The 24,445-nt window shown below is 69.0% G+C and carries 23 protein-coding genes and 1 pseudogene; 15 read left to right on the plus strand and 9 right to left on the minus strand.

From position 1 onward, the window contains the following. Nucleotides 1-88: 88 nt before the first annotated feature. The 3 genes from ACFYMC_RS23480 to ACFYMC_RS23490 all read right to left on the minus strand — a co-directional run bounded on the left by ACFYMC_RS23480 (nt 89) and on the right by ACFYMC_RS23490 (nt 3,127). Complete coding sequence (locus ACFYMC_RS23480; protein WP_388528528.1) at nt 89-1,552, minus strand: oxygenase MpaB family protein; 1,464 nt, start codon at nt 1,550-1,552, stop codon at nt 89-91. Continuing rightward, a complete protein-coding gene (gene uppS / locus ACFYMC_RS23485) occupies nt 1,549-2,235 on the minus strand; it encodes a polyprenyl diphosphate synthase (RefSeq protein ID WP_388528623.1) in 687 nt (228 codons plus the stop codon). The genes ACFYMC_RS23480 and uppS overlap by 4 nt, the downstream gene beginning before the upstream one ends. 487 nt (nt 2,236-2,722) lie before the next feature. Next, nucleotides 2,723-3,127 (minus strand): ML domain-containing protein, encoded by a 405-nt coding sequence (locus ACFYMC_RS23490; RefSeq protein ID WP_388528530.1) that lies wholly within the window; start codon nt 3,125-3,127, stop codon nt 2,723-2,725. A gap of 359 nt (nt 3,128-3,486) precedes the next feature. On the opposite strand from ACFYMC_RS23490, the gene ACFYMC_RS23495 reads away from it, so the two are divergent. Beyond that, a complete protein-coding gene (locus ACFYMC_RS23495) occupies nt 3,487-3,657 on the plus strand; it encodes a hypothetical protein (protein ID WP_388528531.1) in 171 nt (56 codons plus the stop codon). A 367-nt stretch (nt 3,658-4,024) separates the two neighbouring features. After that, entirely contained in the window at nt 4,025-4,393 is a 369-nt protein-coding gene (locus tag ACFYMC_RS23500; RefSeq protein ID WP_388528533.1) for a hypothetical protein, read from the plus strand. A gap of 101 nt (nt 4,394-4,494) precedes the next feature. Here ACFYMC_RS23500 and ACFYMC_RS23505 read toward each other — a convergent pair whose 3' ends face one another. Beyond that, nucleotides 4,495-5,835 (minus strand): helix-turn-helix domain-containing protein, encoded by a 1,341-nt coding sequence (locus ACFYMC_RS23505; RefSeq protein WP_388528535.1) that lies wholly within the window; start codon nt 5,833-5,835, stop codon nt 4,495-4,497. A 147-nt stretch (nt 5,836-5,982) separates the two neighbouring features. On the opposite strand from ACFYMC_RS23505, the gene ACFYMC_RS23510 reads away from it, so the two are divergent. The 6 genes from ACFYMC_RS23510 to ACFYMC_RS23535 all read left to right on the plus strand — a co-directional run bounded on the left by ACFYMC_RS23510 (nt 5,983) and on the right by ACFYMC_RS23535 (nt 12,266). Beyond that, nucleotides 5,983-7,344 (plus strand): M64 family metallopeptidase, encoded by a 1,362-nt coding sequence (locus ACFYMC_RS23510; protein ID WP_388528537.1) that lies wholly within the window; start codon nt 5,983-5,985, stop codon nt 7,342-7,344. A 646-nt stretch (nt 7,345-7,990) separates the two neighbouring features. Further along, nucleotides 7,991-9,502 carry a sensor histidine kinase gene (locus ACFYMC_RS23515; RefSeq protein WP_388528539.1) on the plus strand — a complete coding sequence of 504 codons (1,512 nt, stop codon included), beginning with the start codon at nt 7,991-7,993 and terminating at the stop codon, nt 9,500-9,502. Next, nucleotides 9,502-9,906, plus strand: a complete 405-nt coding sequence (locus ACFYMC_RS23520) for a roadblock/LC7 domain-containing protein (RefSeq protein WP_388528541.1) — start codon at nt 9,502-9,504, stop codon at nt 9,904-9,906. The genes ACFYMC_RS23515 and ACFYMC_RS23520 overlap by 1 nt, the downstream gene beginning before the upstream one ends. Then, nucleotides 9,903-10,262: a DUF742 domain-containing protein gene (locus ACFYMC_RS23525; RefSeq protein ID WP_388528543.1), complete on the plus strand. Its 360-nt coding sequence runs from the start codon at nt 9,903-9,905 to the stop codon at nt 10,260-10,262. Before ACFYMC_RS23520 ends, ACFYMC_RS23525 begins: the two co-directional genes overlap by 4 nt. Further along, nucleotides 10,243-10,863: an ATP/GTP-binding protein gene (locus ACFYMC_RS23530; RefSeq protein ID WP_388528545.1), complete on the plus strand. Its 621-nt coding sequence runs from the start codon at nt 10,243-10,245 to the stop codon at nt 10,861-10,863. Before ACFYMC_RS23525 ends, ACFYMC_RS23530 begins: the two co-directional genes overlap by 20 nt. Beyond that, nucleotides 10,860-12,266: a cytochrome P450 gene (locus ACFYMC_RS23535; protein ID WP_388528547.1), complete on the plus strand. Its 1,407-nt coding sequence runs from the start codon at nt 10,860-10,862 to the stop codon at nt 12,264-12,266. The genes ACFYMC_RS23530 and ACFYMC_RS23535 overlap by 4 nt, the downstream gene beginning before the upstream one ends. Before the next feature lie 57 nt (nt 12,267-12,323). Here ACFYMC_RS23535 and ACFYMC_RS23540 read toward each other — a convergent pair whose 3' ends face one another. Together ACFYMC_RS23540 and ACFYMC_RS23545 are read right to left on the minus strand one after the other, a co-directional pair. Beyond that, on the minus strand, nt 12,324-13,421 hold the full coding sequence (locus tag ACFYMC_RS23540; protein WP_388528549.1) for a terpene synthase family protein: 1,098 nt from the start codon (nt 13,419-13,421) through the stop codon (nt 12,324-12,326). Continuing rightward, on the minus strand, nt 13,418-14,314 hold the full coding sequence (locus ACFYMC_RS23545) for a class I SAM-dependent methyltransferase (protein ID WP_388528551.1): 897 nt from the start codon (nt 14,312-14,314) through the stop codon (nt 13,418-13,420). The genes ACFYMC_RS23540 and ACFYMC_RS23545 overlap by 4 nt, the downstream gene beginning before the upstream one ends. 276 nt (nt 14,315-14,590) lie before the next feature. On the opposite strand from ACFYMC_RS23545, the gene ACFYMC_RS23550 reads away from it, so the two are divergent. After that, nucleotides 14,591-14,764 (plus strand): hypothetical protein, encoded by a 174-nt coding sequence (locus tag ACFYMC_RS23550; RefSeq protein WP_388528553.1) that lies wholly within the window; start codon nt 14,591-14,593, stop codon nt 14,762-14,764. 106 nt (nt 14,765-14,870) lie between these two features. Beyond that, the gene (locus ACFYMC_RS23555; RefSeq protein ID WP_388528554.1) at nt 14,871-15,704 is read left to right on the plus strand and encodes a class I SAM-dependent methyltransferase; all 834 of its coding nucleotides are present in this window, start codon (nt 14,871-14,873) and stop codon (nt 15,702-15,704) included. 26 nt (nt 15,705-15,730) lie between these two features. Here the strand turns inward: ACFYMC_RS23555 and ACFYMC_RS23560 are convergent, their stop codons facing one another. Beyond that, complete coding sequence (locus tag ACFYMC_RS23560) at nt 15,731-16,594, minus strand: UbiA family prenyltransferase (protein WP_388528556.1); 864 nt, start codon at nt 16,592-16,594, stop codon at nt 15,731-15,733. 189 nt (nt 16,595-16,783) lie between these two features. Here ACFYMC_RS23560 and ACFYMC_RS23565 point away from each other — a divergent pair, with 189 nt between their 5' ends. The 3 genes from ACFYMC_RS23565 to ACFYMC_RS23575 are packed head-to-tail and all read left to right on the plus strand — an operon-like array spanning nt 16,784 to nt 19,428. Then, complete coding sequence (locus ACFYMC_RS23565; RefSeq protein ID WP_388528558.1) at nt 16,784-17,842, plus strand: type III polyketide synthase; 1,059 nt, start codon at nt 16,784-16,786, stop codon at nt 17,840-17,842. A 12-nt stretch (nt 17,843-17,854) separates the two neighbouring features. Continuing rightward, nucleotides 17,855-18,406: an isoprenylcysteine carboxyl methyltransferase family protein gene (locus ACFYMC_RS23570; protein ID WP_388528560.1), complete on the plus strand. Its 552-nt coding sequence runs from the start codon at nt 17,855-17,857 to the stop codon at nt 18,404-18,406. Then, on the plus strand, nt 18,403-19,428 hold the full coding sequence (locus ACFYMC_RS23575) for an NAD(P)/FAD-dependent oxidoreductase (RefSeq protein ID WP_388528562.1): 1,026 nt from the start codon (nt 18,403-18,405) through the stop codon (nt 19,426-19,428). The genes ACFYMC_RS23570 and ACFYMC_RS23575 overlap by 4 nt, the downstream gene beginning before the upstream one ends. Before the next feature lie 428 nt (nt 19,429-19,856). Here the strand turns inward: ACFYMC_RS23575 and ACFYMC_RS23580 are convergent. Continuing rightward, a pseudogene (locus ACFYMC_RS23580) lies at nt 19,857-20,087 on the minus strand (STAS domain-containing protein); the annotation flags it as partial. 13 nt (nt 20,088-20,100) lie between these two features. Beyond that, nucleotides 20,101-21,195: a glutamate--cysteine ligase gene (locus tag ACFYMC_RS23585; protein WP_388528563.1), complete on the minus strand. Its 1,095-nt coding sequence runs from the start codon at nt 21,193-21,195 to the stop codon at nt 20,101-20,103. A 262-nt stretch (nt 21,196-21,457) separates the two neighbouring features. Between ACFYMC_RS23585 and ACFYMC_RS23590 the strand changes: the two genes are divergently transcribed. Both ACFYMC_RS23590 and ACFYMC_RS23595 read left to right on the plus strand, forming a co-directional pair. Beyond that, entirely contained in the window at nt 21,458-22,543 is a 1,086-nt protein-coding gene (locus tag ACFYMC_RS23590; RefSeq protein WP_388528565.1) for a hydrogenase expression protein HypE, read from the plus strand. Nucleotides 22,544-22,612: 69 nt separating this feature from the next. Then, nucleotides 22,613-24,397 carry a nickel-dependent hydrogenase large subunit gene (locus ACFYMC_RS23595; protein WP_388528566.1) on the plus strand — a complete coding sequence of 595 codons (1,785 nt, stop codon included), beginning with the start codon at nt 22,613-22,615 and terminating at the stop codon, nt 24,395-24,397. The last annotated feature ends 48 nt before the right edge of the window (nt 24,398-24,445 follow it).

A 24,445-nucleotide genomic window follows, 5' to 3' on the forward strand; every position in this document is an offset into this window, starting at 1 on the left:
GCAGCCATTTCGTCCGGAGTCACACACCCACAACGCGACACACAACCCGAAGGACACGCACCACCAAACACGACCTGACCAAGCACTACTAGGCGTCGGCGAGGAGCGGGTCGTACTGCGAGCTCGTGCGGCGGCCGGACATGAAGGAGAGGAAGTCGCCTACGAAAGCGCTCCGGCCGTAGGTGCCGTCGGTGGTGGTGAGGTCGCGGTGGAAGGCGGTGCGGAACAGGGCCCGGTATTCGTCGGCGTCGATGCTCCCGCTGTTGTCCTTGTCGGTGGCTTCGAAGAGGACCTCGGCGACGCGGATGAGCGCGGGTCCGGAGAGGGAGGGGACGGCGCCGGCGTATTCCTCAGCGCTGACGCGGCCGTCGCCGTCGGTGTCGAGGGCGGCCTGGAGTTCGCGCCACCAGGCGGCGAAGGCGTCGTAGAGCCGGCTCTCCTCGGGTTCGTCCAGGTCGAGACGGGTGGACAGTTCGCGGGCCATGGCGGCGAGGTCGGGCCAGTCCAGGTACCCGTCGCCGGTCTGGTCCAGCACCTTGCGGAAGAACTCCTCCGCCGAACGCCGGCCCTCTCCAGTACCCGCCGAAGGCGCCGGGCCAGGATCAGCGCCGCCGCCCAGCGGCGTGATCAGGCGGAGCAGGGCCGATGCCCGCTTCATACGGGCGGCCAGGGCGGCGACGGTCCGGGCGCGGGGATCGTCGCTGTCGGGCGACAGGGAGAGGGCTTCGATGATGCTCTCGGCGTTGATCCAGCCCTGAGGCAGGAAGCGGGCGAGCCCGGCAGCGAGGTAGGCGCCCTGCATCAGGGCCGCGGCGCCGGGCATCTCGGGCAGGCCGGCCCGGCGCCGGTACGGTTCGGGGAGCGAGGCGACGGTGATCGCGCCCAGGATCGGGCCGGCAACCGCGCGGCCGGCCGCCCACAGTGTCGGCGCCCCGTTGAGCAGGGCGGGGGCGGGCAGGTGGTCGAAGAGCCGGTAGAGGATGACGCGGGCTGCCTCGGTGTTCTCCAGCTCGTTTTCGACGACCCGGTCGAAGTACGGCCAGAAGTCGTTCAGCTCTTCGGGAAGTTCGGTGGCGTCGCCGTCGAGTGCTGCCAGGAAGGTGCGGTACTCGGCGTACATCCGCTCCATGGTGTCCTGGTCGAGCGGCTGGCCACTGAGCCGGCACATGGTGACGGCGCTCTCGAACAGGGTGGCGACCACCCAGGCGCGGGTCGCGCGGTCCATGGCGTCGTAGGAGCGGCCGCGGGAGTCGGTGCCGCTCATGCGGGCGTGCAGCCGGTTGAGCCGCGCGGCCTCCCTCTCGCGTACCGCCGGGTCGTTGCCGAACATGCGCCGCATGCTCAGGAAGGTGTTGCGCAGCCGGCGCCAGGGGTGGGCGACGAAGGTGGAGTTGTCGACGAGGGCGCCGCCGATCTGCGGGTGCGCGGCCTCCAGCACGGTGGCGCGGACTATGGCCAGCGCCCAGCGCGGGTCGTCGAAGAAGGCGCCGAACTGCGATTCCGGCCCGAACAGGGGTGTTTCGTCGGCCGTTGTCGTGGTTCCGGTGGTCATGACGGGTCTCCGTTCGTCCGGGGGGCGACGCCGCCGAAGCGGCGGTCGCGGCGCCGGTAGGTGTGCAGGCAGGCGAGGAAGTCGGGGGCCCGGAAGTCCGGCCAGAGCACCTCGGGGAAGACCCACTCTGCGTAGGCGACCTGCCAGAGCATGAAGTTGGAGATGCGCTGCTCGCCGGAGGTGCGGATGACCAGGTCCACGTCGGGAGTATCGGGAAACGGCAGGTGGTCCGCGAAGAGCCGCTCGGTCACCTGATCGGCAGGCGTCCTGCTGCGGATAAGCGACCTTGCGGCCTCGACGATGTCCCGACGCCCCCCGTGGTCGAAGGCAACGGTCAGCGTCATCCCTCGGTTGTCGGCCGTCAGCGTCGCCAGATCCTTGAGAACCTGGGCCAGTACACGGGGGATACGCGGGTCGGCGACCCCCAGGAAACGACAGCGGATGCCACGGGCCAACAGCAACGGCGCATGCTTGCGCACGACCCGGCGCACCAGCCGCATCAGATAATCGACCTCGACGCCAGGACGGTTCCAGTTCTCGGTAGAGAACGCGTACAGGCTCAGCCACTCAACACCGGCGGCCCGGGCCGCCTCGATGACGTCGATGACGGTGCTCTCAGCAGCCCGATGGCCAGCGGTGCGGGGAAGCGAACGCCGCTGCGCCCAACGGCCGTTGCCGTCCATCACGCAAGCTACGTGCCGCGGCACTGCACGCGCCGCCCCGTCGCCTTGCCGCCAGTCGCCGGGCCCGTCACCGAACAGCCGTCCGTCCAGCTGGTCCTCCGTCACCGCGCGGGCACGCGGGACGCCATGGTCCGCCACGCCCAAACCCGTCCCGTCTGAAGCGTCGCGATCAGCCATACCGTGCTCGGTCACTGCGTCCTATTCCCTCAAGCCGACATCTGCTGACTTTCCTGCGGTGGCCGCGATCGAACACCTAGTAAGCCAGGTGGACTTCTGAGATTTCCCTGGTCAACGGACTGGTGGTGGCGAGGATGGTGGCCTTCGTGTGCGGTCCGGCGCAGGCACCATTCCGCTCCCATGGTCGTCGGGTCCTGGTTCCCCACCAGATTCGATGCCACCGTGGTAAGGCAGGCGGCAGAGCTATGGGAAAGAGCCGGCTGCCCCTGCGTCACCCTGCTGGCCGTCCTTGCAGGTCATGTCGGCGGCGTCATAAAGTCGTGAACTCCAGGCAGAAGGCATCCTCGTCGGCCCCGGTGTAGCCGTCGGCCGGGATCGTGAACTTGCCCCGGGGGGTGTCCTTCGCCAGCTTTCGGGACAGCTCCAGGGTGAACGGGTCGGTCTTGGTGGGCACCGAGGCGCCCCACTCCCCGAGGAGTTCCGACAGCAGCTGCTGTTTGTGAGAGAGCTTGATCAATCCGAGCTTCACCGTGATATCGACATAGGTCTCGGCGTCGGGGACTTGACGGAGCTGTCCGGAGACTTGATCAGTAGGTCTTTGGCCTCCGGCGGGTCCGGGATCACCACGATGCTGTTGACCTCGAAGACATCGCCCGGTGTTCCTCGGTCTTCGTAGCTCCAGCCAGCCATGTGTACGTCCTTGGAGTGAGGCCACCGTGCACCGGTGGCGGTCTACTGGCCACGATCGCCGTCAATAACCCGAGGCGCGGACAGAACGTCGGAGCGTTCATCCGATCGGAGTGTCTTCCGCCTTTCGGTGTTTGAGTCAGCGATCTGAACTGAATGAGGGTGGCGGCTTGCCGGGGTGTTCCCTAGCCGTCGCAGTCCCGGAGCCAGAGGTAGAGCGTTTTTGCCGCCGAGCCGGTGAAGTGCGAGATGCGCTACCGGTCGCACAGCTCCAGCTCGGCGCGCAGGTGCTCGTCAGCGATCAGCCTTTTCCCAGCTCCGAGGCCGTCGCACGGTTGATCTGCTGCGCTGCCATGCCGCCGCGAACAGGCTGTTGGACTCCGCGACGTGCCAGCCGTCCAGGAGATCCTGCACCGCCTGCGCGGTCATGCCCTCCACCTCGCGGCCATCTTCGTCACGCTCGACGTGCGCCGCGGAGACCAGCGCGGCCGGGAAGCTCGTCGGGTTCCAGGCGTCACCGAACTCGGCCTGGTCCTCCGTCGGCGGCTGCTGCCGTAGCAGCCCAGTAGCTCCGACGGAGATGGGCAGACCGGTCCGCTCGGTGATCAGGTGGGCACGGGGGACAGAGCGAAGCCGAGGATGAGGGCCCAGGTGATGTCCCAGGCCATGGAACCGGCGAGGGTGAGGGCGTGCCAGATCGCATGTATATCGACCACTCTGTCGCTTCCTAGTAGCCGGCTCGTGCGGACACGGCCGGCTCGGTGCCGGTCCACTCGAATCGACGTGCGCGGCGTTGCGCCGTCATCGTGTTCACGCGGTGGGCGCGCCTCGGGCGCCGCCGGTGGGCGCAAGCCGGGCTTCAAGCCGTTCGCGAGCGCACGGCACAACCGGCGAGTCGGTCGACCTGCTTGTAAGATCCGGGCTCATGTCGAAGCCTGATGAGCTGCTCGTCTCTCTCGCTGCCAAGGTCGAGTCGGAGCACACCAGTCAGATGTCGCTCACCGTGGTGGCCCAAGGGGCCGTGATCACCGGTCGGCTCGCTCCGGAAACCCTGTGGCGCCAGCGGGTCGCCGAAGTGCTGGGCGATTCGGAGCACCTGGGGACGTTCGCCCCCGTCTTCGAGGGGGCAGGTCAGCCCGCCAGGGCCGCCACGGCTCCCTCGTACCTGCACTTCCACGTGGCCCGGATCCTCCAGGGCGCACTGGGAATCCCTGAAACCGGCGGAATGTACCGCATTGCGATTGAGGACGTGAATGCCTGGACCGTAGGTGACTTCAGCTACTCCGACCACTGACGTCCCCTGACCTCGCGGCATTGGTCTCGGGCAACCCGACTCCAGGCCGCAGCACCGGCTCGGTAGGGGTGGGACCGCCACCCCTACCGCCGGTGTCAGGATCACATCGTGGGCAGGCGAGGCGCGGTGGGCGCGGGTCCCAGGGTGGTGGTGCCGGGGGAGGCCCGGTGACCCAGCCCGGTGCGGTAGACGTCCAGTGCGGCTTCGGTACGCCCGCTGCGCCGCAGCAGGTCGCCCAGCAGTCGGCACAGGTCGGCCAGGTCCCCGCTGGCCCCGCTGCGCTCCAGTAGCGCAAGGGCCTTCACATAGTGTTCCTCGGCCCGCTCCGCCTCCCCGCGCTCCTCGCAGATCAAGCCGAGGAGTCGGTGTGCGCCGCCGGCATGGACTGCACCGTGCCCCTCGCTCAAGTCCACCAACTTCGCGAGGAGTTCGCCAGCCTGTGCGTGGTGCCCCAGGCGCCGCAGGACATCGGCGAGCTCCACCTCCACCTGGGCGGTGTAGAGCGCTGCTCCCTTCGCCCTGAGGATGTCGCGGGCCGTGCGAAGTTCGACTTCAGCAAGGGCCAGTTCGCCGTTCTGTGCCTGCACGTACCCGCGCATCCAGTGGCAGTGGGCGAGGTCGGTGCGCAGCCGTAGCTGGCGGTAGACGCTCTGCGCGTCGGCAAGGGCGGCGTCGGCGTCGGCGACCCGTCCTTCGGCGAGGAAGGTCCGCGCCACCTGCCGGTGCATGCCCGCCACCAGGGTGGGATTGTCGACCTTCGGGGCGAGGGCCAGGGCGAGCTCGGCGGCATGAGCGGCCCGCGCGTGCGCGCCCATGTCGATGTATGGACCGATCACGGCTGCGTAGAGCAACACCAGCGCCTCGGGATCGGCCAGGCCGCTGGTGTTGAGTTCCTCGATGGTGGATTCCAGTAGGTAGCAGGCATAGCGGAGTTCTCCGGCCAGCAGGTGGGCCACGGCCCTGCCCCTGATGGGGCGGGCGCGGCGCGGGAGTGGCTCCTGCGCCAGCAGTTTCTCGGACGCTTCGAAGTGGGCCCGTGCGAGATCGAGTTCGCCGCTCTCCAGGGCGCAGTCGCCGAGCCCGAGGAGCGCCTCGGCTTGCTCGGGCACCAGCTCCAGACGTACGGCCTCGGCCAGGGTGCGGCGATAGTGGACGACGGCTCTCTCGGTGGTGCCGGTGGCCAACTCCCGTTGGGCCTCGGTGAGGGCGAGTCGCAGCTCGGTGGCCAGATGGGCGGGTCGCCCGGTGGTCAGTTCCTCGTAGGACGTACCGAGTCGACGGGCGAGGAAGCGCAGTGCCTTCTCTGAGGGGCGGACCTTGCCGGCCTCCAGGGTGGAGATGTAGGCGGAGGTGTATGCCGGTTCAGCAAGTTGACGTTGCGTCAGACCTGCTGTGCTGCGCATCTGCAGCACTCTGCGGCCGATTTCGGCAGGTTCGTCCATGACGGTCCCTCGGTTGCGTGAACTCAGAAGTATTCAGGGTTGGTTGGGCATTGCATCGCCCTGCGCGCCCCTCTAACTTAACCAATCAGTTCAGCAAATTTAACTCTCTTCTTAACGTCTTGGCCGGGAGGAAGCGTGGGCACACGCATGCGCAGAACGACGAGGTCAGTGGTGATTGCCGTCGCCACGGCCGCCGCAGTGGTCGCTGTCACTACCCCGCCCGGCACCGCCGCCCCGCAGTCGGAGGGGCGGCAGGCACGTGGTGGAGTCGAGGTCGAGATCCCGGGGCCCGAGAACGGGGAGCGCGCCGGATCCGGGCATGTGCGCGTCTGGCCGCGCGAAGAACGAGCCGGGAGACAGGCCGGTCTCAGTGCTTCGGGGCGGGCGGCTGACGGCCGGGTCAGCAAACTGGTGGACAACGGGCCCACTGCCGACCGGCTCGACATCGTGGTGATCGGTGACGGTTACACGGCCGCGGGGCTGGACCAGTTCCACCAGGACGCGCTGCGCAAGTGGCAGGAGATCTCTGCCGTCGAGCCGTACGCGACGTACCGCGGCCTCTTCAACGTCTGGGCCGTTGACGCGGTCTCCCGCGAGTCCGGGGTGTCCGGAGACCCGGGAGCGAACAGCGTCCGCGATACGGCCCTGGGGGCCTTCTTCTGGTGTGAGGGCATCGAACGCCTGTTGTGCATCGACCAGGAGAAGACGGACGGGTACATAGCCAAGGCGCCGGAGGCCGATCTCGTCCTCGTACTCGCCAACAGCGCCAAGTACGGTGGCGCCGGCTACAACGAGCCCAGCGCGGAACTCGGCTACGAGGGCATCGCCACCGCATCCGCCGGTCACGAGAGTTCGGGACAGGTGGCGGTCCACGAGACCGGCCACTCGTTGGGCAAGCTGGCCGACGAGTACTTCTACCTTGGCTCGGCTGACTACGAACAGTACCCGGGCGGTGCGCCCGCGGAGCGCAACCTGTCCACGCTGACTGCCCAGGAACTCGCCGTCCGCAAGGCCAAGTGGTTCCGCTGGCTGGGTGTGCCCTCTCCCGACGGCGGGACGGTCGGCGCCTACGAGGGCGCCGGTTACTACGTGCGGGGGCTCTACCGGCCCACCGAGAACTCCCTTATGCGCGCCTTGGGTAAGCCCTTCAACCTCCCCGGCACCGAAGCCATGATCGCGGGCTTCTACCGGCACGCGAAACCCGTCACCGCCCGCACCCCAACCAGCCGCCCGTTGCAGGGCTGGCACACCGCCCGGGTGGACGTCACCAGACTCGTCGGTGCCCACGCCGTGCAACCCGCGGTGCGTTGGTACCTGGATGGCAAGGAGCTGTCGTACCTCGCCGGCCGCACCCGGGTGTCGGTCGCCCAGTTGCCGCTGCGCTGGTTCGACCGGCGGACGCATCGACTGACGGTCCGGGTGGAGGACCGCACGCCTTCCGTGCGCGATCCGAAGCTCGCCGACGGGCTCCGGGCCAGCGTGACCTGGCGGGTCCGGCTCTGGGGGTGAGCCGTGCCGCGTACGAGGTGCATCGGGACACCGTTCAGCCGTCCTGGACACCGGACAGCCCTTGGATACACGTTCTCGTCGCACCGACGGCCAAAGATTTTCCATGTTGACCGAAATGAATGGAGCGAGTGTTCGCAAATTCGAGAGTCGTTCTCCTGTGTTCGCGCTCCCTCTTCGGGCTCTTCCAACTGATGCGCCCTAAGGGCTTCAGCCCTCTGGGCCCTCTCGTGGCCACACCGGCGGCGTCCGGCGGGAACGGTCGGCGACGGTTCCATCGGCCAGGCTGCAAGGCCTTGCCTCCGGCATGTGCAGGGCGAATGCCACCGACGCCGGGACCACCGCAAACGTGCTCGCGGGCGCCGGCCGGCCGGCCTGGAGCCTGATCCGCGGCATGCGCGGGGGCCGGGGCGGGTCACCACCGAGCCGGGCGGCCAGCCCCGGAAGGAGCCCGGCCGAGCGTGCCGGGGGGCGGCGAGCCCGGAAGATATGGTTTGACGGAAAATCGTCGCCTTACCGACAAGCACCGGAGGCGTTGCTTCCCCGGTCTGATGAACTGCGCAGAAACGGCCGACTCCGTTGGCTGGGCGCCGTTATGCTCCCGCCCATCGATCAACGTGTTTGCTCCTTTCGATGGTTGAGGATGTCGATGGCCCCAGAAGATTCCCCGCCCGAAGCCGCCTACCCCCCCGCAAGCAACAGCTGGCTGCTCCCCGCGGCCGTCCTCGCGGCAGCCGCCTGCCTCGTCGGTGCGCTGTTGTCCTCCTCGGGATCCACACCGGCACTCTGGATCGCCGCCGGGGGAGTCCTGACCGCCGCCGTTGTGGCCGAAGCGGTCCGCCGTGGCGGCGTGGTGGCCGGTCAGCGCGCGGAAGTGGTCGCTCTCAGGCGCGCGTTATCGAGTCAGGAGGCAGAAGCCGCACGACTCGCCGAGACGGTGCTGCCCGAGGCCATCGAGCGGATGCGTCGCGGTGAGTTCCCCGATGAGGTACTCAACTCCCTCGCCGAACGCGACGCCCGCCGCGACCACGACCCCTCGCTCACGCCTGAGTTCCGCGCCACCCTACAGACGGTGCTCGCCCGCGTGGTCGATGCCGTCGACGCGGAAGAGAACCTGCGCGAGTCCGCCCAACGGGCCTTCGTCAACATCGCCCGCCGGGTCCAGGCGATCGTCCACCAGCAGGCTCAGGAAATGCGAGAGATGGAGGACCGCCACGGTCGCAACCCGGAGGTCTTCGGGGACCTGCTGCGGCTGGACCACGGCACGGCCCTGATCGGCCGGCTCGCCGACTCCATCTCCGTGCTCGGTGGCGCGCGGCCCGGCCGTCAATGGAGCAGGGCGGTTCCGCTGTACAGCGTCCTGCGCGGCGCCATGTCCCGGATCATCGACTACCAGCGCGTCGAACTGCACTCCGTCTCCGAAGTCGCCGTCGTCGGGCCCGCCGTCGAACCGCTCATCCATGCCCTGGCCGAGCTGCTGGACAACGCCACCCGGTACTCCCCGCCACACACCCGGGTCCACCTCACCGCCGTCGAGGTCCAGTCGGGCATCGCGGTGGAGATCGAGGACGGCGGCGTGAACATGAGCGAAGAGGCGCGCCGACGCGCCGAACAGATGCTCCGCCAGGCCCAGTCCGGCATCGACCTCAACGACCTGGGCGAAACCCCAAGGCTCGGCCTCGCGGTCGTCGGTCGGCTGGCCCAGGCGTACGGATTCCAGATCGCCCTGCGTTCCTCCGCCTACGGTGGTGTGCGCGCCGTGCTGATCGTCCCGCAGGACCTGATCACCACCACGTCGGCTGCGACCGGTCTCGCGCACGGGATCGGCACCTCCTCAGGGCCACGGGCCGCCAGCCCCGGTGGCCGGCAGCAACCCGAACGCCCTCTGGCCCCCGCGCCCGCCCCCGTCGCCGCGCCCACCTCGGTCATCGAGGAGGACGAGACCCCGTTCGTCGCCGAGCGCACGCCCAGCGGCCTGCCGCAGCGCCGTCGCAAGGCCCGCGCCAGTGAGCCCTTCACCCCGGCCAACGCGGCGCCGTCGCCCGCGCCGGACGCCGGCCCCGGCATGTGGCTGGCGGCATTCCACAACGGCCTGTCCGACCAACCCAGCCGTGGCAACGAGGGCTCGTCGGGTACACGGAACAAGGGAACCGAGCAGTGATGCAACAGCGAAGCAGCATGGACTGGATGCTCAAGGACCTGGCCAGCGGTGTACCGCAGACACGTCAGGTGATTGTCCTGTCCGCGGACGGCCTGTGTGTCGCCCAGTACGGAGCCGACCCGGACACCGCCGACCGGCTGGCCGCCGCCTGCGCGGGCCTGCAGAGCCTGGCCGGCGCGGTCGCCTCGGAACTTCCGTACTCCGAAGGGCGGATGCGGCTGGTGGTGATCGAAATGGATGGCGGATTCTTCTACCTGATGGCTGCCGCCGCAGGCTCCTATCTCGCCGTCCTGGCGGACGAAGGTGTGGACGCCGGGCTGATGGGACAGCGAATGCGCGATCTCGTCATCCGGATTGGAGAACACCTGAGCAGTCCCCCGCGCCACGACGGACCGACCGGGTGAGCGACTCAGCCCCTCGCTGGGAGGACCACAGCCCCGAGCGGCTCTACGTCATCACCGGCGGTCGCAGCGGCCCCTCCACCTCCACCCGCCTCGACCTCGTCACGCTGGTCGTGGCGAAGTCCGCGGCCAAGCCGGAGATGCAGCCGGAGCACGCCGCGATCTTGCGGATGTGCCATGCCCCCCTGTCCGTAGCGGAGATCTCCGCCTACATCGGGCTGCCGGTGAGCGTGGTGACCGTCCTGGTCAGCGATCTGCTCACCGACCGGCGGGTGCAGGCGCGCCCACCCGTAGCCGCAGCACAGCTCCCCGACCGCGCACTGATCGAGGCAGTCATCGATGGATTACAGAAGCTCTGAGCCGAAAGCCGGGCCGCGGCGCGAGGACATACTTCCCCAGACGGCCGCCGCTGCCGTCAAGGTGGTCATCGTCGGGGGCTTCGGCGTGGGCAAGACGACGCTCGTCGGTTCGGTGAGCGAGATCCGACCGCTGACCACCGAGGAGACGATGACCAAGGCCGGCGTCGGGGTGGATGACACCAGAGGCCTGGCCCGCAAGACCACCACCACCGTGGCCATGGACTTCGGCCGCATCAGCATCAATGACGAACTGGTCCTCTACCTCTTCGGCACCCCTGGCCAGGAACGCTTCTGGTTCCTGTGGCGCGGCCTCTTCGAAGGTGCGCTCGGTGGCGTGGTGCTCGTCGACACCCGCAGGCTGGAGGTCAGTTTCGATGTGATCGGCCGGCTGGAGGAGCGCGGTGTGCCGTTCGTGGTGGCTGTCAACACCTTCCCCGACGCGCCCGACTACCCCCTTGAAGAGCTACGTGGGGCACTGGACCTGCCCGCCGCCGTTCCGATACTCGTCTGCGACGCCAGACGCCGGGACTCCGCACGCGACGTCCTGTTGACCCTCATGCGCTACCTGCACTCCCTGGCCGTAACCCCGGAGGCTTCGTGAGTACCACCCCGACCCCGCCGCCCAACTGCCCGGCCCACCACTTCGGTTCCGGTGAACTGCGGCGGCTCTACGGTCCCCAGGCCGAAGAAGACCCGATGGCCCTGTACGAGGAGCTGCGCGCCGAACACGGCTCGGTGGCCCCCGTCCTGGTCCACGGCGAACTGCCCGCGTGGTTGGTCCTCGGCCACCGGGAGAACCTGGACGTGGCCCGCACGTCCTCCCGTTTCGCCCGCGACCCGCGCGGATGGCGGGAAATGCGGGAGGGGCGGGTCGGCCCGGACCACCCTCTCGGTCCGATGGTCTCCTGGGTGCCGGTCTGCAACTTCACGGACGGTCCGGTACACGAACGGCTGCGGGACGCCGTGGTGGAGTCGTTGCAACGCTTCGACCGGCGCGGAATCCGCCGACATGTGACGCGGTTCGCACACCAGTTGATCGACTCCTTCACCAGCGACGGGCAGGCCGACCTGGTAGCCGCGTTCGCCGATCAACTTCCGATGCTCGTCATGACCCAACTGGCCGGGGCACCCGACGAGTACGGACCACAGTTGGTGCGCGCCGCGCGAGACATGCTCCAGGGCACCGAGACCGCGCTCCAGAGCGACCAGTACGTCACCGCGACACTGGACCAGCTGGTCAAGGAGCGCAAGGAGAAACCCGCCCGGGACCTCGCCTCCTGGCTGCTGGAGCATCCGTCGAACCTGACCGACACCGAAGTGCTGATGCACCTGCGGGTGGTGCTGATCGCGGCCTACGAGACCACTGCCAACCTGGTGGCGAACACCCTGCGGATCGTGCTCACCGACGAACGGTTCCGCGCCAGCCTCTCGGGCGGACACATGACGCTGCCCGACGCGCTGGAGCAGGTGCTGTGGGACGAGCCTCCCATCAACACGATCATCGGACGCTGGGCGACCGGTGACACCGTGCTGGGCGGCAAGCACATCAAGTCCGGGGACATGCTGTTGCTCGGTCTGGCCGCCGGCAACGTCGACCCCCGTATCCGACCCGACCCCTCCGCCTCAGTCCACGGCAACCGGTCACACCTGGCCTTCAGCAGCGGCCCGCACGAGTGCCCGGGGCAGGACATCGGACGGGCCATCGCGGACACCGGCATCGAGGTGCTCCTCGCCCGGCTGCCGGACCTGCAACTCGCTGTGCAGGAGAGTGAACTGAAGTGGCGCGGCACCCTGATGTCTCGTCATCTGCGGTCGTTGCCCGTGCACTTCACCCCGCGTCCGGCCCATGTGCCCGAGGCGATCCCCGCGCAGACTGGCAGCGAACCCCAAGAGTCGGGTCAGCAGCCGGTGGCGGCGCCACCGCCGCAACCGCCGACCCGTTCCGGGCACAGCGGCCACCGGCGACGGCCGTCGTGGTGGCGGCGCTTGTTCGGGCTGGCCTGAGCCGCCCCATCGGTGTCGGGGTGCCATCGCGGCGGGCCCCGACACCGATGGCGTCCTCTACCGCCGCAGTTGCTCCCACCACCAGGCAACTGCCGGCAGGTCAGGTGGGCCTTCCTCGACGACGCTGGGCTCGGAGCTGAGGCACACCTCGAAGGCCGCACCCTCCACCGGCAGCGCATGCCGGTTGCGCGGACTCGCATACCGCGGTGCCCTGCTCTGCCACGTGATGGACCCGGCCAGGTAGTGGGTCAGTGCATCGAGGTGGCGGGCTAGCTGTGCGTCGGCCCCGTCGGCCAGCTGGGTGTGCAGGGCGACGAAGAGGGACATCACCCTGTCGCGCAGGGCCACCGCCGACCTCACCGCCTCGGCCGGGGCGCATCCCCGCTCGTGGGCCAGGACGTTGACGAGGTTGGCCTCCCAGGGATCGAGGTGGTCATCCTTGTCGTAGGAGAACAGGTCGTTGTCGGCGCTGACGATGAAGCCGGCCGCATCGGTGAGGGCTTGCAGCGGCGGGGCGTAGCGTACTTCGGGTGGCAGGTGTACCTCGTTGGCCACGTCCGACCAGGTGAGAGAGAAACGGGTGCCGTTCGCCAGCGATCCCATCGCGGCGAACTCGTTGAGCGTCGGCAGTACGCCGTGCTCCGCGTTCGCTGCCTGCCAAGCCGCCCCCAACAGCCAGTCACGGGTGCCTTCGGCGAACCTCCGGAGCTCGAAGGGCGTGAGCAGGGCCCGGGTACGCGCGACGAGGTCGTCCAGGGAACGCGTCATCGGGCCCTGGGGCAGCAGACCCGCCCCCGCGCCTTCGATGCTGCGCAGCAGGCGGGCACCGTGTTCGACCACCGCAGCCGTGCGGACGTCGGTCGAACCCGAGTCCTGCCAGTCGTCGACCGCGTTCGCCCAGTAGTTCCACTGGATGAACAAAAGGACGGCGGCAGGCCTGCCGCGCGGAATGATCCGGCAGGAGAAGTCCGCGCTGTGCGTGGCCAGGCCCCAGGCACGTTCGGTGGCGTCCTGGTAGATCCCGAAGGAGTCGAGCCACCGGACCGCTTCGGTTTCCAGTGGTGCGGCCTGCGGATGGATCAGATCTGCGGGGAAGGGACAGTAGAACGCCGGCAGGGGGCGTCCGATGCGGGAGGGGCGGACAGTAACGGTCACCGCGCACCTCCGAGGCGGAAGAGCAGCAGTCGGGTCTGCACCGCGTGATCACGCCAGATCCGAAAGAGCTTGCTGTGCGCGACGGTGGATTCCCTGAGCCTTTCTCGGGACCAGGCCGAGGGGACACCGCCGGCTTCCACACGGTCCAACTCGGCTGTGTTCCAGGCCATCGACTGAACCCAGAACTCCGCCACCCGATCGGTGACGTCCTCGTCCTGCTCCAACTCGAAGCCGGCCGCGGTCGCCGCTTCGAGGTACTCGGTGAGCGTTCCCAGCCGGGTGCGGTAGTAGCCGTCGATGAAGGCGGTCCACTCCGGGCGGCAGATGAAGTGTTCCTGGATGCCTAACCACCCGCCTGGTTTCAGCACCCGTGCGACCGAGCGGAAGAACTGCTGCCGGTCCATGTAGCCGCTGCTCTCGTTGGCGTAGGCGCCGTCGTACTTGCGTGTGTCACGGAAGTCCTCGACGTCACTCAGAGCTGCTGTGACCCGGTCCGACACTCCGGCCTGCGCGGCGAAGTGCTCTATCAGGGGCACGTGTTCGGCTGCCACGGTGATCGCGGTGACGTTGGCGCCGTGCTCCTGTGCCCAGTACAGCGCTCCGCCGCCCAACCCGCAGCCGACATCGAGGATTTGCTCCGGTGGATCGGCATAGAGCCCCCAACTACGGGCTGCATGGTCCACGATTGATTCCTGGGCGTTGACGATGCGTTGTTTGAGAACCCGTTGGGAGACGGTGGTGTTGAGCCTGATCGCTGGGTCGAACAGGCCCACATGGAAGTGGACTCGTGGCCCCGGACCGTACTTGTGGAGAATGTCCGCGGTCTTGCGGCTGTAGTAGAGCCGGACCTGGTCTCCGTGAAGGGTGCGCGCCCCGACCTGGGGCGGCCTCAACCGCGCATGGTCCATCTGGCTTCCCCGACCTTCCACTAGCAGGGCTGCCTCAGCCCCGTTGCCGCCGGCGCAGCACGAAGGCTGCCCGCGGCTGATCGACAGTGCCGCTGAACATCGATCATGGTTGCACTTCAGGCGGCTTTCGTCAGCCCTCTGGGCGGACTCACCCGATTGAGAAATACCCCCTCGTCGCGCGGGGGTGGAGCGGGTGCGCCACGCGGCGCGCGAGTGATCCGCCGGGCTGCTGGTACGCCCCGAACGTGGTCGGATACGTCCATGAACGACGCCGAAGAACGAAGCGCGGCCCGACTCACCGTGGCCGGCCACGCAACAACCGCGGAAGAGCTGGCCCTCTTCCTGGAGATGCTCGGCCTCGAAGTCCGCTACGACCACGGACCCGGTGTGGGCGAAGGTGGAACCCCCCTGCGGTCGAGTTTCGCGGACGGCTGACCTGGGGTCCGGGCCCACCGCCTCGTGTGTGCGTGCCGCCGGTGCACGGAGCCCAGGTCGACACCTCACTTCCTCGGCTTCACGATGGAGGGGAGGAGGTCCTGGGATGAGTGACCTGAGCGGTGGGGCCGACGCGGACCTCGCCCTGAAAGCCAAGCACAGGGACATGTGGGCGTTGGGTGACTATCCTGCGGTCGCCGCACAGATCATTCCGGGTCTGGGCGCGCTGCTGGTTCGCGCCTGTCGGGTGGTCACCGGCGAGCGCGTACTGGATGTGGCTGCCGGCTCGGGCAACGCGGCGATTCCGGCCGCCCTGGCCGGCGCTTCCGTGGTGGCGAGCGATCTCACCCCGGGGCTGCTCCAGGTCGGACGACAACTCGCCCACGAGCAGGGGGTCGAGGTGGAGTGGAGGGAGGCAGATGCCGAAGCCATGCCCTTCGGCGACGGCGAGTTCGACACCGTGTTGTCCTGCGTCGGCGTCATGTTCGCCCCCCACCACCGGGCAGCCGCTGACGAGATGCTGCGGGTCTGTCGTCCCGGGGGCACCATCGGCTTGATCAACTGGACGCCGGAGGGGTTCGTCGGCCAGATGTTCGTCACCATGAAGCCCTATGCGCCCGCACCGCCACCCGGTGTTCAACCACCTCCGCTATGGGGGCGAGAAGAGCATGTGCGGAGCCTCCTCGGTGAGGGTGTGACCGAGGTCGAGGTGCGGCGCGAGAACGTGACGGTCGACCGTTTCCGCACCCCGGAGTCGTTCCGCGAGTACTTCAAGGCCTGTTACGGACCGACCATCGCGGTTTACGGCGCGATCGCGGACGACCCCGCCAAGGTGGCCGCCCTCGATCGGGAGCTGGCGGACCTCGCGCACCGCCACATGCGCGTGGACGGGGCGATGGACTGGGAGTACCTGCTGCTGACCGCTCGCCGCCGCGCCTGAGACCGGTCCCCCGGCCCGGCGGCTGCTCAGCCGGCGAGGAGCAGCTGTACGAGATCGCCGCCCGCGAGGACCATCGCGGCCAGGAACGGCAGGCGCCCACGGGGCAGCAAGGGCGCAGCGAGGGCGAGCAGGCTCGCGGCTGCCAGGAGCGCGCGGCCGGCGGGGGTAGGAGGCCCGGGGGGACCGCTGACGAGGACGACGGTGGAGGCGAGCAGCAGGGCGGCTGCCAGGCCCGCGCAGCGCCGTGCTCCGAGACGCTGGCCGAGGCCGTGGACGCCGGTGCGGACGTCGTCTTCGAGGTCGGGCAGCACGTTGGCGAAGTGCGCCCCGGTGCCCAGCAAGGCGGCAGCCGCCATCAGCCATGGTGGCGGCCATACCGCCGGAGTGCCACTGAGGGTGACGAAGGCGGGCAACAGCCCGAAGGCGACCGCGTAGGGCAGCCATGACAACGCGGTGCGTTTCAGATGCAGGTTGTACCACCAGGCCGCGGCCACTCCCACCAGGTGGACCGCTGCTGCTGGCGGCCCGCACAGCAGGGACAGCGTTGCACAGACCACGAGGGCGGTGAGGGCGGCGGCGGTGACCACCTCGGGCCTGACCGCGCCGGTCACCAGGGGCTTGTCCCGGCGGTCCGTCACCCGGTCCCGCGTCAGGTCGGCCCGGTCGTTGCACCAGCCGACCGAGAGTTGCCCGGCGGCCACTGCGCCGACTGTGACCGCGCCCGCGGCCAGTCCCGGGCCGATGGTGATCGACAGGAGCACGCTGAAGACGGTGACGGCGCCGGCTGGGAGCGGGTGACAGGAACTGAGCAGCCCCCGGACGGCGCGCGCCGCACCCGGGGGCGCCGTCGGTGGGCACGGACGGCTGGCTTCGCCGGTGGTGGTCGGCACGCCGTAAGGCTAAGGGTGCTCCCGCAGTCCGCGGTGGATCAGCGCGCGGCGACCGGCGGGGCTTTCGCCGCCCGCACTCGTCGGGCGGGGCCCGGGGCTGGTCCGGAGACGGCGGCGTACGGACCATGGCGGCACGCCCGGTAAGCCGGATTCCTCATTTGATGTCGGTCTACTGCCTATGTTGTCCCAATGACGCGTCTTCTGGCCGTGAGTGCGGTGTTCCCGCCCCACCGCTACCACCAGCGGGAGATCACCGAGACCCTGGTCCATGCGCTGCCACCCGGCTACGACGCCGGCCTCTTGCGTCGGGTCCACGGGTCGGTGCGCGTCGAGCACCGGCACCTGGCGCTACCCCTGGAGCGCTACGGACGTCAGGGCAGTTTCGGTGAGACCAACCAGCACTACCTGCAAACGGCGGCTGAGCTCGGCTCCCAGGCCCTCACCCAGGCCCTTGCCGAGGCGCAACTCGACCCAGGAGAGACTGACTTCGTGCTCTCCACCACAATCACCGGGGTCGCCACCCCGTCCCTGGAAGCCCGCCTGGCCGCGGAGACGGGGCTGCGCCGGGATGTCAAGCGGCTACCGCTGTTCGGGCTCGGGTGCGCGGGCGGGGTAGCGGGCCTGGCTCATCTCCACGACTATTTGAGCGGCCATCCGCAGCAGGTGGGGATGTTGCTCTCCGTCGAGTTGTGCTCGTTGACTCTCCAGCTGGGTGACCTCTCCACCGGGAACCTGGTGGCCGGAGCTCTGTTCGGCGACGGAGGAGGAGCGCTGCTCGCGGTCGGCCGGGACCATCCGCGCTACGCGGACCCAGGCTGCCAGGTGATCGCCACCCGGAGCCGGCTCTACCCGGGCACCGGCCACCTGCTCGGCTGGGACGTGGGGGAATGGGGCTTCCGGATGGTCCTCGACAGCGAAGTCCCCGAACTGGTGCGACTCCATGTCGCCGAGGAGGTCGAGTCCTTCCTGGCCGACCACGACCTCAAGCCCTCCGATGTGACGGCCTGGATCTGCCACCCCGGCGGGCCTCGGATCCTCGATGTCCTGACGCAGGCGCTGGGGCTTCCCGACGCCGCCTTCGCGCCGAGCCGGCGCTCCCTGGCAGCCGCCGGGAACCTCTCCTCGGCCTCGGTCCTGCACATCCTGCGGGACGTCCAGAGCACAACGCCGCCGGCACCCGGTTCGGTCGGGCTGATGATCGGCTTCGGTCCGGGCTTCGCCTCGGAACTCGTCCTGCTGTGCTGGTGAGGTGAACCCTGCGTGCACGCCCACTGGTTCTACCTCGGACTCCTCGCCCTGGTCACGCTTGAGAGAGGCGCGGAGCTGGTCCTCGCCCGGCGCAACGCCGTCCGGAGCATGGCGCGCGGCGCCCTTGAGTATGGCCGCGGACACTATCCCGCCATGGTCGCCCTGCACACCGCCCTCCTGGTGGGGTGCGCCGTTGAACCGTGGGCGCTGGGAAGGCCCTTCATCCCCCTACTGGGCTGGACCGCCCTGGCGGTGGTGCTCGTCGCGCAGGGGCTGCGGTGGTGGTGCATCGCGGTCCTGGGGACACGCTGGAACACCCGCGTCCTGGTCGTGCCCGGGCTGCCGCTCGTCACCGGCGGCCCGTATCGCCTGGTGCGCCACCCCAACTACGTTGCCGTCGTCGCTGAGGGGCTGGCACTTCCCCTGGTCCACACGGCCTGGATGACCGCGATCTCCTTCGGCGTCCTCAACGCCTGGCTGTTGGTGGTCCGGATCCGCTGCGAGGACGCCGCCCTCGATCCGGTCGGGGGCGGTCCGGCCGTTGTCGCCGGTGCCCGCTCGTGATCGACTTGCTGGTCGCCGGCGGCGGACCGGCGGGCCTGGCCACCGCGATCCGGGGTGCGCTGGCCGGCCTGGAGGTGGTCGTCGTGGAACCTCGCGCCGCCCCCATCGACAAGGCCTGCGGCGAGGGACTGATGCCGGCGGCGGTGGCGGGGTTGGAGCAGCTCGGAGCAGCGGCAGCGGGTCGCCCCTTCCACGGCATCCGCTACCTCGACGCGTCCGGCGGGCCCGCTGCCGACGGACTCTTCCGCCGTGGCCCGGGGCTCGGGGTGCGCAGGACGGTGTTGCACGGCGCCCTCGCCGCGCGCGCCGCGGCATTGGGCGTGCAAGTGCTGCCTTCCCGCGTCGAGGACGTACGCCAGGGCGCGGACTGCGTGCGGGCAGCCGGTCTTGCCGCCCGATACCTCGTGGCTGCGGACGGTCTGCACTCGCCCCTGCGCCGCCGGCTCGGTCTTGCGGCGCCGCCCGTGCCCGGGCGGCAGGCACGCTACGGACTGCGCCGCCATTACCGGATCGCTCCCTGGAGCGGTTTCGTCGAGGTCCACTGGTCGGCGCGTGCCGAGGCGTACGTGACTCCGCTGGCCGACGACCAGGTGGGGGTGGCCCTACTGACCACGGTGCGCGCGCCCTTCGAAGAACAGCTCCTCGGCTTCCCGCTGTTGGCGGCCAGACTGTCCGGCGCCGTGGCCAGCCCGGTGCGCGGTGCTGGCCCGCTGCACCAGCGTGCCAGGTCACGGGTCGCGGGGCGGGTGTTGCTGGTGGGAGATGCGGCCGGCTACGTGGACGCGCTCACCGGAGAAGGCCTGACCCTGGCCGTGCACGCAGCCGGAGAACTCGTCCGCTGCGTGTGTGCGGGCCGGCCACAAGCCTATGAGCGGGCCTGGCGGGAGTTGTCCCGCAGCTACCGGGCCGTGACGACCTCACTGCTGTGGGCGCGTCGCCAGCGGGTCCTTGAGTCCCGCATCGTGCCGCTGGCCGTCCGCCTGCCCGGTGTGTTCACCCGGGTGGTGAACCTGCTCGCCTGAGGGCGGCCCGCCGCGTACGGGCGCAGTGGACCTCCGCCACTTCGAAGACGCAGGCCAGTACATTGGTGTGACCGGTGCTCCGGTCACTGGTGCTGGTTGCGGGCGCGAGCCCACGGCGAAGAACATCTGCCAGCGGTTGACTTCGATGCTCGTCGGGACGAGTAGGGCGCGCAGGAGCTGTGTGGCGCGGGCGGGGTCGGTGCGGAGTTTGGTGAGGACCCGCCAGTTCCTGAGCTGGCCGGCGACGATCACGGGGTCGAGGGTGTCGTCGACCAGGCCGCGCAGCCGAGACCGGCGGCACGCAGCTGGGTACGGCCGGGCCCGGGCGGCTGGTATCCAAGTCAGCCGCCCGTTCTCGTCGGCCAGGGCGAGGAGGTGCGGGCCGTGGCGCCGGTGCTTGCCGGAGTGGCTTCGCCGGTCGGCCCGGATCAGAAGCTGGCCAGAGCCTCCTGCTCGTCGTCGAAGACGTCGAAGACCGAGATGAGCTGGTTGGTCTGCAGGAGTTCGTGGATCTTCGGGGGAAGGTCGACCAGCTTGAGCTTCCCGCCTCGGTTGGCGGTGGTCGTGGAGAGCGAGACGAGCTCGCCGATCCCGGCGCTGTCGGCCGTGCTGACGGCCCGAAGATTGAGCAGGATGTTCTTCGCGCCGCCCTCCAGTGCCTCAGTGACGGCCCTAGGTCGCGGCGCCGTGCAGGGTGATCAGGTCGATCAGGGCGGGGACCCCGCCCGCCGCACGGGCTCGGCGCTGCCGGTCCGCCCCGGTGCCCTCTTGGAGGAGTCGTTGCACCAAGGAGCCCACTTCGCGGGTGTCCCCGCTTTCGTCGAGGGCGGGCGCCAGATGGTGCAGCAGGGTGCGCATGAGGTCGCCCGGGCTGCGCAGCGCGCCCTCGGGGTCCACCAGCGGGCCGTCCAAGCCGTAACGCGCCGCGTGCCAGTTCGCCGCCTGGAGCAGCTCGGGCGGGCAGACCGGTAGCGGAGTACCCGAGGAGGTCTCGTGGATGGCGGTGGCCACCAGCGCGCGGATGACTCCGGCGAACAGGACCGCCTCGTCGGCGCGGAGCTGGACGTCGGGGCAGCGTACCTCCACCGTGGGGTAGCGCTCGGAGAGACGGGCCTGCCAATAGAGTTGCCCGGGGTCGACGATCGTGCCCGAGGAGCTCAGTGCCTTGATCCTGTTCTCGTAGTCCGTGAGGTCGGCGAAGCACGGTGGGGGGCCGCTGACCGGCCAGCGACTGAAGACGATGGTGCGCCAGCTCGCGAACCCGGTGTCCCCGCCGTCCCACAGCGGGGAGTTCGCCGACATGGCAAGGAGGGTGGGCAGCCACACCCGGATGCGGTTCAACACCGCGACGCCTGCCTCCCGGTCGGGGACGCCCACGTGCACGTGCATTCCGTTGATCAGCTGTTCGTCGACGAGCTGAGGTGCGTGCGTCTGCATCTGCAGGTAACGCGGGCTGGGCGTGACGGGGACGGGAAGGGCGCCCCTGAGCGGGGCGGCGGCGGACATGGCGATCCGGCAGCCGATGCGTTCCGCGGCCGAGCCCAGGGCGTGTCTCATCCGCAGCAGATGTCCGCCCACCTCGTGGAGGTCGTGACAGACGGGTGTGGCGACCTCGATCTGCGCCTGGAGTAGCTCAGCCTGTACCTCCGCGGTGTCCACGATCGGTTCCAGCCCGGCAGCGGTCCGCAGCTCCTCCACGCGGGGCACGGGCAATCCCGTGGCCGGGTCAACCAACAGGTACTCTTCCTCGACGCCGACTGTGATCACAGCACATCCATACCCGAACCACTGCGACCAACCAGAGGTAATGCACCTTTGGCGGACTCTTTCCGCTGATGGGACTCCCTGAACGGTCCGCGACCGTGACCCAGAACTCCTGCGGCGGGCCACCCCCCGACCGGTGGGCCCGTCGACGGCGCCACTAGCGTCCGCGGCTCCCTAAGGCCGCTTCGCACTTAGTGCGCGGGGCCCGGGGTTGGTACTCCGTAAGTGTGAGAGACGTTTGCGCGCTCCGACCTCAGGAGGGCTCATGGAGACCGCAACGAAGGACTTCGCCGAACCTCCGGCGCCATCCGAGGACGCGTCGGAGGAGCCGACGGTGCACATCCTCTGGATCAACGCGGGGCTGAGCTGCGACGGCGACTCGGTGTCGCTCACCGCGGCCACCCAGCCGAGCATCGAGGAGCTCGCCCTCGGCGCCCTTCCCGGGTTGCCCAAGGTCGCCGTGCACTGGCCGCTGATCGACTTCGAGTGCGGCCCCGTACAGGGGGCCGACAACTTCGTTGACTGGTTCTTCAAGGCGGACCGCGGTGAGCTGGAACCCTTCGTCCTCGTCGTGGAGGGGTCCATACCCAACGAAGCGATCAAGGACGAGGGGTACTGGTGCGGCTTCGGCGACGACCCGGAGACGGGGCAGCCGATCACTACCAGTGAATGGCTGGACCGCCTCGCTCCCAAGGCGCTCGCCGTGGTCGCCATCGGTACCTGCGCCACCTACGGCGGCATCCACGCCATGGAGGGCAACCCGACCGGAGCGATGGGCGTACCGGACTACCTCGGCTGGGAGTGGAAGTCGAAAGCCGGCATCCCGATCGTCTGCATCCCGGGTTGCCCGGTCCACCCGGACAACGCCTCCGAAACCCTGCTCTACCTCCTCTACCAGGCGGCCGGCTCCGCTCCGATGATTCCCCTCGACGAGGAACTGCGCCCCACCTGGCTCTTCGGCGCGACCGTCCACGAGGGATGCGACCGCGCCGGCTACTACGAGCAGGGGCAGTTCGCCCGCGAGTACGGCTCCCCGCAGTGCTTGGTCAAGCTCGGCTGCTGGGGCCCCGTTGTCAAGTGCAACGTCCCCAAACGCGGTTGGATCAACGGAGTGGGTGGATGCCCCAACGTGGGCGGCATCTGCATCGCCTGCACCATGCCCGGATTCCCGGACAAGTTCATGCCCTTCATGGACGAGCCCCCGGGCGGTCACGTATCGGCCGCCGCGAGCAGTGCGTACGGCCGGGTGGTGCGTGGACTACGGCACATCACCGAGCGGACGGTCGACAAGGAGCCCAAGTGGCGGACCAAGGGGGAGGAACTCCTCACCGGCTACCGCCCGCCGTGGTGAACCCACGGCCACGTCGACATCCCAGTACCCCAGCACGGCATCAGCACGGCCAGGAAGGTGGCGTACGCGATGGCGCCGACGACCAAGCAGCCCCGGGACGGCAACGGCCTCACGGAAATGTCCTGGGACCCCATCACCAGGATCGTGGGCAGCCTGGGCATCCACACGAAGATCGACTTCAAGCAGAAGCGGGTGGCGGAGTGCTACAGCACGTCCTCCGTCTTCCGTGGCTACAGCATCTTCATGCGTGGCAAGGATCCGCGTGACGCCCATTTCATCACCAGCCGGATCTGCGGCATCTGCGGCGACAACCACGCGACCTGTTCGGTGTACGCACAGAACATGGCCTACGGCGTCGCCCCACCACACCTCGGTGAGTGGATCATGAACCTCGGCGAGGCGGCCGAGTACATGTTCGACCACAACATCTTCCAGGAGAACCTGGTCGGTGTGGACTACTGCGAGAAGATGGTCCGCGAGACCAATCCCGGTGTCCTCGAACTCGCCGAGCACACCGAGGCGCCGCACGCCGCCGACCACGGGTACCGCACCATCGCCGACATCATGCGCTCCCTCAACCCGCTCGAAGGCGAGTTCTACCGCGAGGCGCTACAGGTCAGTCGGTACACCCGGGAGATGTTCTGCCTGATGGAAGGGCGGCACGTCCACCCGTCCACGCTGTACCCGGGAGGCGTCGGCACCGTACCGACCATCCAACTCTTCACCGACTACCTGACCCGCCTGATGCGCTACGTGGAGTTCATGAAGCGCGTGGTGCCGCTCCACGACGACCTGTTCGACTTCTTCTACGAGGCTCTTCCGGGCTACGAACAGGTCGGTCAAAGACGGGTGTTGCTCGGCTGCTGGGGCGCACTCAACGACCCGGAACACTGTGACTTCCAGTACGGCCACATGGAGAACTGGGGCCGGCGGATGTTCGTCACTCCCGGCGTCGTGGTCGACGGCCGACTCGTCACCAACAGCCTCGTCGACATCAACCTCGGCATCCGGATCCTCCTGGGCAGCTCCTACTACGAGGACTGGGCGGGCCAGGACAAGTTCGTCGAGCACGACCCCCTGGGCAACCCCGTGGACGCCCGCCACCCGTGGAACCAACACACCATCCCCGCTCCGCAAAAGCGCGACTTCGATGACAAGTACAGCTGGGTGATGTCCCCACGCTGGTTCGACGGCACCGACTACCTGGCCCTGGACACCGGCGGCGGACCCATCGCCCGTCTGTGGTCCACCGCGCTGTCCGGACTGGTCGACATCGGCTACATCAAGGCCACCGGGCACAGCGTCCAGATCAACCTGCCGCAGACCATGACCAAGCCCGAGATGGCCCTGGAGTGGAACATCCCCCAGTGGAGCAACGCCATCGAGCGCAACCGCTCCCGGACCTACTTCCAGGCCTACGCGGCTGCCGCCGCGCTGCACTTCGCCGAACAGGCCATGGCCGAGATCCGTGCCGGGCACACCCAGACCTGGGAGAAGTTCGACGTACCGGACGAGTCCATCGGCTGCGGCTTCACCGAGGCGGTGCGCGGGGTCCTCTCCCACCACATGGTCATCCGCGACGGCAAGATCGCCAACTACCATCCGTACCCGCCCACCCCCTGGAACGCCAGCGTGCGCGACAGCTACGGCACCCCGGGCCCCTACGAGGACGCGGTGCAGAACACCCCCATCTTCGAAGAGAACGACCCCGAGCACTTCAAGGGCATCGACATCATGCGTGCGGTGCGCAGCTTCGACCCCTGTCTGCCCTGCGGCGTCCACATGTACGTCGGCGGCGGACGGACAATCGAGGAGACCCATCTGCCGACCGGCCTGAGTGGGCTCCTCGGCTGAGGCCCACCGAAGAGCCGAACCGTCAAGGCCCGCGCCGGGCCACGTCAA

Origin of the sequence: Streptomyces sp. NPDC006879 (assembly GCF_042869595.1) — a bacterium.
GTDB lineage: Bacteria > Actinomycetota > Actinomycetes > Streptomycetales > Streptomycetaceae > Streptomyces.